The 10,807-nt window shown below is 38.5% G+C and carries 12 protein-coding genes; 8 read left to right on the plus strand and 4 right to left on the minus strand.

The features are described from left to right. The first annotated feature begins 21 nt into the window (after positions 1 to 21). The 3 genes from BQ3481_RS09110 to cobI are packed head-to-tail and all read left to right on the plus strand — an operon-like array spanning position 22 to position 1,842. Positions 22 to 438, plus strand: coding sequence for a hypothetical protein (locus tag BQ3481_RS09110; RefSeq protein ID WP_157927979.1), 417 nt, complete (start codon positions 22 to 24; stop codon positions 436 to 438). A gap of 31 nt (positions 439 to 469) precedes the next feature. Then, complete coding sequence (cbiT, locus tag BQ3481_RS09115) at positions 470 to 1,060, plus strand: precorrin-6Y C5,15-methyltransferase (decarboxylating) subunit CbiT (RefSeq protein WP_157927980.1); 591 nt, start codon at positions 470 to 472, stop codon at positions 1,058 to 1,060. A 32-nt stretch (positions 1,061 to 1,092) separates the two neighbouring features. After that, positions 1,093 to 1,842, plus strand: coding sequence for a precorrin-2 C(20)-methyltransferase (cobI, locus tag BQ3481_RS09120; protein WP_157927981.1), 750 nt, complete (start codon positions 1,093 to 1,095; stop codon positions 1,840 to 1,842). A gap of 138 nt (positions 1,843 to 1,980) precedes the next feature. Here the strand turns inward: cobI and BQ3481_RS09125 are convergent, their stop codons facing one another. After that, positions 1,981 to 2,190: a hypothetical protein gene (locus tag BQ3481_RS09125; protein ID WP_157927982.1), complete on the minus strand. Its 210-nt coding sequence runs from the start codon at positions 2,188 to 2,190 to the stop codon at positions 1,981 to 1,983. A 250-nt stretch (positions 2,191 to 2,440) separates the two neighbouring features. Between BQ3481_RS09125 and cobM the strand changes: the two genes are divergently transcribed. Next, positions 2,441 to 3,208, plus strand: a complete 768-nt coding sequence (cobM, locus tag BQ3481_RS09130; RefSeq protein ID WP_157927983.1) for a precorrin-4 C(11)-methyltransferase — start codon at positions 2,441 to 2,443, stop codon at positions 3,206 to 3,208. Here the strand turns inward: cobM and BQ3481_RS09135 are convergent. Beyond that, complete coding sequence (locus tag BQ3481_RS09135; RefSeq protein ID WP_157927984.1) at positions 3,203 to 3,955, minus strand: glutamate racemase; 753 nt, start codon at positions 3,953 to 3,955, stop codon at positions 3,203 to 3,205. The genes cobM and BQ3481_RS09135 overlap by 6 nt on opposite strands. Positions 3,956 to 4,065: 110 nt before the next feature. Here BQ3481_RS09135 and BQ3481_RS09140 point away from each other — a divergent pair, with 110 nt between their 5' ends. Next, the gene (locus BQ3481_RS09140; protein WP_157927985.1) at positions 4,066 to 4,707 is read left to right on the plus strand and encodes a Snf7 family protein; all 642 of its coding nucleotides are present in this window, start codon (positions 4,066 to 4,068) and stop codon (positions 4,705 to 4,707) included. A gap of 85 nt (positions 4,708 to 4,792) precedes the next feature. On the opposite strand, the gene BQ3481_RS09145 is transcribed toward BQ3481_RS09140, so the two are convergent. Continuing rightward, positions 4,793 to 5,461 (minus strand): uracil-DNA glycosylase, encoded by a 669-nt coding sequence (locus tag BQ3481_RS09145; RefSeq protein ID WP_157928547.1) that lies wholly within the window; start codon positions 5,459 to 5,461, stop codon positions 4,793 to 4,795. A 12-nt stretch (positions 5,462 to 5,473) separates the two neighbouring features. Further along, entirely contained in the window at positions 5,474 to 6,259 is a 786-nt protein-coding gene (locus BQ3481_RS09150; protein ID WP_157927986.1) for a hypothetical protein, read from the minus strand. 93 nt (positions 6,260 to 6,352) lie between these two features. Between BQ3481_RS09150 and BQ3481_RS09155 the strand changes: the two genes are divergently transcribed. The 3 genes from BQ3481_RS09155 to BQ3481_RS09165 all read left to right on the plus strand — a co-directional run. Further along, complete coding sequence (locus BQ3481_RS09155; RefSeq protein ID WP_157927987.1) at positions 6,353 to 6,553, plus strand: hypothetical protein; 201 nt, start codon at positions 6,353 to 6,355, stop codon at positions 6,551 to 6,553. 173 nt (positions 6,554 to 6,726) lie between these two features. Next, positions 6,727 to 7,344 (plus strand): hypothetical protein, encoded by a 618-nt coding sequence (locus tag BQ3481_RS09160; protein WP_157927988.1) that lies wholly within the window; start codon positions 6,727 to 6,729, stop codon positions 7,342 to 7,344. A gap of 276 nt (positions 7,345 to 7,620) precedes the next feature. Beyond that, on the plus strand, positions 7,621 to 10,807 hold a 3,187-nt coding region (locus BQ3481_RS09165), incomplete at its 3' end, for a beta strand repeat-containing protein (RefSeq protein WP_231911907.1).

Genomic DNA, 10,807 nt, shown 5'->3' on the forward strand with positions numbered 1-10,807 from the left:
CGAGTGATTTTGAAAATTTAGTTGGTAAGACATCCAAAGAAAAAAGAAGACGAGAAATCTAATGGCAATGATACTGCAAAGGATAATCCAGTGGAATCACCGCCTAGTATAACTGACGAGTCAAGGAGAAAGAGCGGACTGGATAAATTATTCTGGTTACGAGTAGGTCTGGGAGTTCTTGCAGGATCACTTTCTGCACTAATTGGAAGTAGTCAATCAATTGAATCATCTAGAATGGTATTGGGTTTTGGAATAATGATAATACTGTTCATTGTTTCATATGTTTTAGCAAAATCAATGAAAATTCCTATTATTCCCTCAGACAAGAAAAAACTCATTACAACAGGATATGGAAGCTACTTTCTGATGTTCATCTTTTGTTGGATACTAGTAAACACGCTAATTCATCCAGATGTGGGAATTCTAACAGTCAGGTAATTCTAAATATTAAACAGTTTCCAGTAAATTAATGTGGCAACATAAAACCCCTGGAATTCCAGATGAATTATTTGAAAGGGTAGATGATGTACCAATCACAAAAGAGGAAGTTCGTGTTATCCAAATAAGCAAGGCAAGACTCTCATCTGGACAGACAGTATATGATGTTGGATGTGGTAGTGGATCAATATCCATAGAAGCTGCACATCAAGTAGGATCTACTGGAAAAGTTTTTTCAATAGACATTGATCCAAATGCAGTAGAGCTCACAAAGAAAAACTTGGAAAAATTCCAAATTTCTAACGTGTCTGTCATTTTGGGAAATGCAATGCAAAAAATTAGTGAGCTACCAATAGCTGATGCAATATTCATTGGTGGTACGGGTGGGGAGACTGCTGAGATAATAAAACTATGTGAATCAAAGCTAAAACAAGGAGGTAGAATAGTGATAGGAACAATTCTTGTTGAAACATTATACTCTGTGCTAAATATCATTGAAAAACTATCATTCTCATCGGTTGATATAATTCAGATAACCATATCCAAGAGCAGAAAAACTTCAACAGGTACCATGTTTCTAGCAAGAAATCCTGTAACTATAATATCTGCAACCAAAATCTAGACTTTAATTAGGTACGACTTTGATTTCAATTAATGTTTGATCTTGTCTGTGTAGGCTGTGGTCCCGGCGATCCGGATCTTTTAACAGTAAAGGCAGTCAAAGCAATACAAAATGCTGAGGTTATAGTATGTCCTACATCTAAAGAGGGTAAACCAAGTATAGTTTATTCCATAATTGAATCGTTAGTAGACAAGTCCAAGAAACCGGAAGTTGTTAACTTGGTTTTTCCAATGGTTAAAGAAAAAGATACCCTGGAAAACAGTTGGTTGCAAAATGCTCAAGTCATTGCAGAAAAGGTTCTCTCTGGAAAAAAAGTGATCTATCTTACAGTAGGTGATCCTTATCTTTACAGCACATGGATCTACATTGACAGGGAATTACACGGAAAATATCCCGAGATAAAGATAAGCGTCATACCTGGAATTGTATCCATGTTTACTTTTGCATCCAAGGTGGGAATCAGTCTTGCCGAAGGTGCTGAAACCATGGCAGTTATTCCGTCATGTTATGATCTATCCAGAGTAAAAGAGACTGCGAAAAATTGTGATACCATGATATTTCTAAAAGATGGGAGATACTTTGATCAAGTGATAACACTACTCAAAGAAGCTGGTTTTCCAGACAGCTCAATTTTTGCAATTGGACAGGACATTGGGACCGACCAGGAGATTGTCAAAAAGTTAACTCTGGGTCAGGTCACCAAAGACACCATGACTACAAAATATTTTTCAATAATGGTGGTAAAACGTGCCGGTTCTGTCGATTCTTCATTAACAAAGTAACGACTTATGCATCGACTTGTAGGATTAGTGGCATGTTTTCCACGTTTCTTTTCACCACTTCATTTGCATTGACTTTAGAACTGTCAAACCTTGGCAGCCATCGCAGAGACTGATTCATGACAGCAACAACATCTCGGTCTAACCATCTCTGACAAGACTCGCACCAGAGCTCTCTGTTCCGATCAGAACTTTTCCATGTTCCCTATTCTTGGAGTCACTTTCCGTATTTGGGACATGGAATTGATGCTCCTCTAGTTTCTTTTTTGGACAATATTTCTGCTGCCTTTGATATTGCATGAAGTTTATAATATTACAAGATATTGTATGGCCAAGTTTACTATATGCCACACTAGATAATCTCTTCAGTGTTGTTGCATCATTTTCAAAACCAATTCTGATACATTGTTTCCACCCTGCAACAAAATGTTTCCATCATTTTCACAACTGTCTAGTTGGAAATAAAATGCTGATTTACAGATTTGATTACTTTATTTGTAATTAAGGTCATTCTTGTATGTTTTACATGGTATATAGTAACAAGAGTGGGTTGGGCTATAATTGCCAAAATTTATGAACCCTGTGATCTGCAGAATTAAGCGTGCGTAAGGTATACTTTGTAGGCTGCGGGCCTGGTGACCCTGAACTAATAACGGTCAAAGCAAAGAAACTGATCCAAAAAGCCGATGTCGTGGTCTATTCTGGTTCGCTCATTCCGCAAGAAATAATCAAGATGTGCAAAAAATCACAACTCCACGATGCTGCAAAACTAGTAAGAGAAGATATTTTTAAAATTCTAAAAGAAAATGCACTAAAAGGAAAACTTGTTGTTAGACTGCACGATGGGGATCCTAGCATATACGGAGCAATAAGGGAGCAGACAGACAATCTCAAAAAAGAAGGGATAGACTATGAGGTAGTACCGGGAATTACATCATTTCTAGCGTCTGCTGCTGCACTTGGATGCGAGCTCACACTACCAGGAGTTACACAAACCATCATTGTAACAAGAGCAGAATCAAGGACCAAAGTGCCAAAACGAGAACAAATATCCGAACTTGCAAAACACAAGGCAACTCTAATTTTCTATCTCAGCATTCACCTCCTGCCAAAAATTGTACAAGAGGCAATCAAGGGAGGATACTCAAAATCAACACCTGTTGGAGTGGTTTATAGGGCAAGCTGGAGCGATGAGAAAATAATCATGGGGACTTTACAAGACATTGCAAAAAAAATACGTGATGAAAAAATAACAAGGACTGCAATCATAATAATTGGAGATGTTGTAAATCCAAAGTCGTACGAGTATTCAAAACTATATGACAAGACATTTACGCATGGATATAGAAAAGCCCAGATAAAATCATAATTGGTTTACTTTATTTTTAATTCCAATCTTTATTAGTTTTTTGTGAAAAGTTTCAATATCGCCCGAAGAATAAATTTTTAATCTAGGTTTTTCTGATCTGTGTTTTAATATTTTTGAAATGTGTTGTGCCACGGTATCTGCCGGATCTAAAAATACCACATCCGGAAACAATTCTTTTAAAATTGGCAGAAGAAACGGTAGGTGAGTGCTTGATAGAGTGAACACATCTACGTTGTTTTCTACATATGGACTGATAATTTTCTTGATGATATTTCTTGATGCTTGTTTTTGAGAAATGAATTTGCCAGACTCGACTAGTTCTACAAGTAACGTAGCGTTAATCTTTGTAACCTGAATTCTAGATGGAACATTTTTTCTTATATATTTATCAAGAATTTTGTTTTTGACAACTGTTTTTGTTACAAGTATTCCAATTTTTCCAGATTTTGTTTTTGACGCAGCCTCCTTTAAGGGAGGAAATACTCCGATTATCTTGTCTTTTTTTTCAATGTCTAGTAATAATGATGGAGTATTTGAGCCAACTACGATAACATCTGGATCAAATTTTTCCTGCAGTTTTAGAATGGTAGTTTTTATTATTTTATCTAGTTGAGCTACAGTCTTGGTACCGTATGGATAATTTCTTTGATCTGCAAAATAGATTATTTCCGCGCTGATTTTTTTTTGTATTGGTTTAATCACTGACAGGGAGCCAAGACCTGAATCAAAAACTGCTATCTTTACCATGATGTGGTGAAATGATAAAAAGTCTGATTTACGTTTTGTGAGCTAAATTTAGTCTGGTGTTGAGGAATGTATACACCTTCCATTAAGAACCAACTTTAGAACTACCCCGCATGACCGGCTTCGATAAGACCTGGACTCGACCAGAGTCTGTTGGTATAACCGAAAAATTACGTGAAACTGTAAAACCACAGGGTGCACTCAAACCTAGGATAGAGGGCGCTGTGAACAAGTTACAGGGTCAAATATCGAAGATGGATTCTATGTTGGGCAAGCTGAGAGAAAGAGATGCTCAGTTGTTCAAAAGAATCGTGGCCGCAATGCAACATCACGATGCAGCAACAAGTAGAGTTCTGTCAAACGAACTAGCTGAGATTAGAAAAGTGTCAAAGATGTTAGGAAATGCTAGAATGGCATTAGAGCAAGTACAATTGCGTCTAACTACAATACATGACCTCGGTGATGCAATGGTAGCAATCGCCCCTGCAATGTCCACAATGAAGGGACTAAAATCATCACTTGGAAGGTTCATGCCAGAAGCAGATTCTGAACTTAATGCGATGACACAAACTCTCAACGGTTTGATGATGGACTCGCTAGCAGGTGGAGACTTTAATGTCGATACTGATGCATCAAACGAAGAGACGGAAAGGATTTTGCAAGAAGCATCTGCAGTTGCAGAACAGCAGATTGGCGACAGATTCCCATCAGTTCCATCACCCTCCGGCGTATCGTCACAATCAACATACGAGTAGGGAAGCTCGGATGGGGAGACTGGCGAATGCGTCTTCTTTTTACCTTACATGAAAAAATATGATATAATATTTGGCATAAATAAAATCATCCAGTTTTATTTACATATTTTCTTGCAACTACAAACACATGTGACCATTGTTTCCAAGACAGTCGTCCAGTCTGAGTATTCTGTCTACTTGGGTGATATGATGTAATTATCACAAAACCTTCATGTGTGAATATTCCACCGTGGGAAAATTTCTTACCCCTGATATCAAGTAATTTACAACATGAGTCAAAAGCTATTCTTCCCAAACAAATGACGACCCTGACATTTTTTAATAATGCTAGTTCTTTTTCAAGAAAACCTGAACAGTTGTTGATTTCCTCCTTGAGCGGTTTGTTATCAGGTGGTGCACATCTTACTGCAGCAGTAATGTATGTGTTGATCAATGCAAAACCATCATCTTTACCTGTACTAGTAGGTTTTGTCGAGAAACCATATCTGTACAAGACTTTTGCAAGCCAATCTCCGGAGCTATCGCCTGTAAACATTCTGCCAGTTCTATTGCCTCCATGAGCTGCTGGTGCAAGACCTATTAACAAAAGTTCTGCGTTTGTATCACCAAAGCCGGTTAATGGTTTTCCCCAATATTTTTCATTTTGAAATCGTTTGACTTTATGTTTCGCCACATCTTGTATGTATTTATGTAACCTGGGACATTTTTTACATTTGACTATGTTGCCATCAAGCCGTTCAAACTGATTTGATATTTTACTCAAATCTTAAACTAATTTGTCCTTTGACAAAGATTGTTTTCTGGTAACAAAGATAGTTAGAGAAAATGCGAATATCATCATAAAAAGAGGCCAAGGAAATTCTGGTAATGATTTGTCCGGAGAAATTAGCTCTCCCCATTCTGATGGCGATGGAATTGCAGGAAACTCGTTATTAGTTATGTTCTGTGGCCAGCTGTATACTTTGTCTGTCTGTGCGTCATATGTTGCTACGTAAAAACTGTACATGTCAGAACTTCCAATTACTTTGATTGGAATCTTAAATTCGTATGATGGATGAGGCGTACCACTGTAACGATCATGTTCATCGGAAACACCACCAACTGCTATCAAACCAGGATCATTTTGTATTTTCACAAAATGATTTGTTGCCACTAGATCTCCTCCTCCTTGAAAAGTCAATGGATTATACGATCCAAGTGCAACAAGAAAACAATAATCATTTTTTTGTACATCTGATTCCGCAGTTTTATTTGCTGCAATACAAACTACTCCATAATCAGATTTTTTTTTAAATTGTTCCTCTGAAATAAAATCTAGAAATACATACAAGTTTTCACGATCGTGTCCAGTTTTAACTGACAACTCATTACCATCATTAAATCTGAGAATATTTTCAGTCATTGGTTTCCATTCTTGTAAATAGCTCCATTTGCCATCCCAAACAATAGAGTCTGTACCTCCTCTCAACGTGGTGAAAATTTGAGGCTGAGCTAAAGCAAAATGAGGACAAATTATAATTATCATTGTTACTGCAATAACTAATTTTTTCATATGCTGGCTAGAAAAAACAGAGATTAAAAGCATGTCCAGTAGTTTTAGCAATATCTGCCAGCCTTTTATACTACTAATGTAAGATCAAGTAAAATGAGAAAAGGCATCATGATAGCAATAGGCGTAGTAATTCTTGCAATTGCTGGAATTGCACTTGGCTTGTCTGGTGATAACACTGCGAAAGACAAATCCACTCCAAATCCTGTTAATGTTACTTTACCCCAGTCGCCTGAACCTCAAGAAAGGCATCTTTCCATAACTCTATCAGAAAATGTTGGAATAGGTGCACATTGATTTTATACCTAGATGGTCGGAAATTATGTGATCTGGTTCCATTTTGGTAATTTCATAAATTTTTCAATTCCATAGTGGAAATTTCTAATTTTTTTATAAAGTTAGTCATAATTTCATTATTATTTATGAAATTATCACAAAGATTAATTAACTACCATGTGTTAAAAATTGTAATGAAAATTTCACAACGAAATATGGCTATGATTCTACTAGGAGTGATAGCCATGTCAACTAGTGGAGTGTATTCATTGACACAAAATGTACAAACAACCCAAACGAATTCTGGTGCTCAGGAATCACCAGTAATACTTGGTCATATCACAGCAGTTGTAAAGGACCAGTATGGTGATATCAAGGCATACAGACAAACTGACAACATGGTGGTAAGTAATGGTCTGAACGCTACGACAAATCTTTTGTTTGGCTCAGGATTGCAAACAACTACAGCTCCACCTGGCATATTCAAATATGTTGGAGTAGGAACTGGAACTACAGTGGCTGCATACACACAAACAGATCTTGCAACACAAAGAGGTTCACACGTACTTGGTACTGTTACAGCAATAAATGCTAACCTTGGTACTGGTATGGGAGCTAAAATCGTAGGAAATTGGGCAGCAGGAAAACTTGCTAATGCATCATCAACCACAACAACCATTAACGAAGCAGGCTTGTTTGATGGATTTAATTCCACTAACATGTATGCGCGTCAGATAATAGTTCCAGGAATTAGCTTGGGTACTGCAGATACACTTGCTGTCACATGGCAAATTACATTCGCACACAGTTAGGTCTAGAAAGCGGTTAAAATGATGGTGGGAAACCCTCATTCTTTGTTTATTTTAATTATTAACTCAAGGAAGACATCTTTCCATAACTCTCAGAAAATGTTGGAATAGGTGCACATTGATTTTATACCTAGATGGTCGGAAATTATGTGATCTGGTTCCATTTTGGTAATTTCATAAATTTTTCAATTCCATAGTGGAAATTTCTAATTTTTTTATGGAAAACCTAGAAAAATAAGAAAGTATATTAATTTTCAACAATACAAAATCCCATTGAATGTGCATAATCAAAAAATTGTCGCAGTCATTGTAATCTTACTTCTCATTCTAGTTCCTTTGTCAAACAGACCAATTTTTGCTTATGATGGAGTTATTGCAACAGTTGGTCTATCCTCCGGAGCAAATCCTGTTGGTATAGCAATTAATCCTAATGGTGAAGCAGCAATAGCCAATAATGCTCTTGGTACAGTCTCAACTGTTGATACTGCAACAAACACAGTAACCGGAGGTCTTCCTATTGTTGTTGGTAATACTCCGTATGGAATCATTTTTGATTCTTCAAGCAATCATTACTTTGAAGCAAATAATGGTGATAGTACAATTTCAGTTATTGATGCTGGGACACACCATGTTGTTGACACTATTGCCTTGCCAGCAAACTCAAATCCTACAATGCTTACTTTAGATCCTGTACATCATTACATATTTTCTGCAAATTCTGGGCTTGGTGGTACAGTTTCAGTAATTAATACATCTAATGATAGTATTGTTACCACCATATCAATAAACTCAAACCCATATGCAATAGTTTTTGATTCTACTAATGGTTACGTTTACACTGCAAATTATCCCGACATTGTAAGCGTAATAAATTCAGCAACAAATCCTCCATCTCTGATTCAAAATATTACAATTCCAGCTGCAACCAGTTTAGATGGTATTGAATTTAATCCAACAAACGGTAACATTTACGTATCTGATGGAGGTGCATCATCTGTATACGTAATTAATGGTCTGACATTACAAGCAACTCCTATTCCTGTAGGTTCTGGTCCACAATCACCTGGATATAATCCTAGTAATGACAATATCTATGTCCCTACCATTGGAGATAATTCTGTTTCGGTGATTAATGGAGCAACCAACTCTGTAAATCAAACCATATCATTGATTCCATCATCGTTAGTTACCAATCCGTTTCAAGCTGCGTACAATTCAATTAACAAACACGTTTACGTAACAGATACTGGTAGTAATCAAGTTTCAGTACTAGGTCCTCAATCGAAAACTACAATCACACTCTCACCGTCATCAGTCAATGTAGGTATTCCAACCACAGTCTCAGTCTTAGTAACAGGCTCATCTCCAACAGGTACTGTAACATTTACTACAACAACAGGTTCTGGTTCCTTTAATGTAAATTCCTGTACACTTGTATCTGGTACATGCTCTGTCACATTCACACCAACTGCAGGTCCTGTTAAGATCACAGCGACATATAGTGGTGATGCAAACAATACTGCAAGCTCTGGCCAGTCCACACTCACTGTAACTAAATCTACCACAACCACTCTGGTCACACTCTTGCCGTCATCAGTCAATGTAGGTATTCCAACCACAGTCTCAGTCTCAGTAACAGGTTCATCTCCAACAGGTACTGTAACATTTACATCAAACTCAACTGGTTCCTTCAGTAACGCGGGTTCCTGTACACTCAACTCCGCAAAGTGCTCTGTCACATTCACACCGTCATCAGTAGGATCTGCTGTAATTACAGCAAACTATGGCGGTGATGCAACTAACGCAGCAAGCTCTGGCCAGTCCACACTCACTGTAACTAAATCTACCACAACCACTCTGGTCACACTCTTGCCGTCATCAGTCAATGTAGGTATTCCAACCACAGTCTCAGTCTCAGTAACAGGTTCATCTCCAACAGGTACTGTAACATTTACATCAAACTCAACTGGTTCCTTCAGTAACGCGGGTTCCTGTACACTCAACTCCGCAAAGTGCTCTGTCACATTCACACCGTCATCAGTAGGATCTGCTGTAATTACAGCAAACTATGGCGGTGATGCAACTAACGCAGCAAGCTCTGGCCAGTCCACACTCACTGTAAACAAAGTATCAACTACCACTACTCTTACATTCACACCGTCATCATCTAATCTTAACAGCCCAACCACAGTCTCAGTCTCAGTAACAGGTTCATCTCCAACAGGTACTGTAACATTTACATCAAACTCAACTGGTTCCTTCAGTAACGCGGGTTCCTGTACACTCAACTCCGCAAAGTGCTCTGTCACATTCACACCGTCATCAGTAGGATCTGCTGTAATTACAGCAAACTATGGCGGTGATGCAACTAACGCAGCAAGCTCTGGCCAGTCCACACTCACTGTAACTAAATCTACCACAACCACTCTGGTCACACTCTTGCCGTCATCAGTCAATGTAGGTATTCCAACCACAGTCTCAGTCTCAGTAACAGGTTTGTTGCCAACAGGTACTGTAACATTTACTGCCCCCGGTGGTTCCGGCTCATTTAGTCTAGGTTCCTGTACACTTGTATCTGGTACATGCTCTGTCACATTCACACCGTCATTACAAGGATCTTTTCTTATCACAGCAAACTATGGCGGTGATGCAACTAACGCAGCAAGCTCTGGCCAGTCCACACTCACTGTAAACAAAGTATCAACTACCACCACCCTCACACTCTTACCGTCATCAGTCAATGTAGGTATTCCAACCACAGTCTCAGTCTCAGTAACAGGTTCATCTCCAACAGGTACTGTAACATTTACATCAAACTCAACTGGTTCCTTCAGTAACGCGGGTTCCTGTACACTCAACTCCGCAAAGTGCTCTGTCACATTCACACCGTCATCAGTAGGCTCTGCTGTAATTACAGCAAACTATGGCGGTGATGCAACTAACGCAGCAAGCTCTGGCCAGTCCACACTCACTGTAAACAAAGTATCAACTACCACTACTCTTACATTCACACCGTCATCATCTAATCTTAACAGCCCAACCACAGTCTCAGTCTCAGTAACAGGTTCATCTCCAACAGGTACTGTAACATTTACTGCCCCCGGTGGTTCCGGCTCATTTAGTCTAGGTTCCTGTACACTTGTATCTGGTACATGCTCTGTCACATTCACACCGTCATCAGTAGGCTCTGTTGTTATCACAGGAAAATATAATGGTGATATGTTTGATGCAACAAGCTCTGCTACAAACACTCTTACTGTAACTCCAGTATCTGCAACTACCATTGTTACACTCTTGCCGTCATCAGTCAATGTAGGTATTCCAACCACAGTCTCAGTCTCAATAACAGGTTCATCTCCAACAGGTACTGTAACATTTACATCAAACTCAACTGGTTCCTTCAGTAACGCGGGTTCCTGTACACTCAACTCCGCAAAGTGCTCTGTCACATTCACACCGTCATCAG

The sequence above is a fragment of the Candidatus Nitrosotalea okcheonensis genome (assembly GCF_900177045.1).
Lineage (GTDB): Archaea > Thermoproteota > Nitrososphaeria > Nitrososphaerales > Nitrosopumilaceae > Nitrosotalea > Nitrosotalea okcheonensis.

Excerpts from the sequence above, each read along its gene's own strand:
- BQ3481_RS09150 (WP_157927986.1), bottom strand. The coding sequence starts at position 6,259 with ATGAAAAAATTAGTTATTGCAGTAACAATGATAATTATAATTTGTCCT.
- cbiT (WP_157927980.1), top strand. The coding sequence starts at position 470 with ATGTGGCAACATAAAACCCCTGGAATTCCAGATGAATTATTTGAAAGG.
- BQ3481_RS09140 (WP_157927985.1), top strand. The coding sequence starts at position 4,066 with ATGACCGGCTTCGATAAGACCTGGACTCGACCAGAGTCTGTTGGTATA.
- BQ3481_RS09155 (WP_157927987.1), top strand. The coding sequence starts at position 6,353 with ATGAGAAAAGGCATCATGATAGCAATAGGCGTAGTAATTCTTGCAATT.
- BQ3481_RS09135 (WP_157927984.1), bottom strand. The coding sequence starts at position 3,955 with ATGGTAAAGATAGCAGTTTTTGATTCAGGTCTTGGCTCCCTGTCAGTG.
- BQ3481_RS09160 (WP_157927988.1), top strand. The coding sequence starts at position 6,727 with ATGAAAATTTCACAACGAAATATGGCTATGATTCTACTAGGAGTGATA.
- cobI (WP_157927981.1), top strand. The coding sequence starts at position 1,093 with ATGTTTGATCTTGTCTGTGTAGGCTGTGGTCCCGGCGATCCGGATCTT.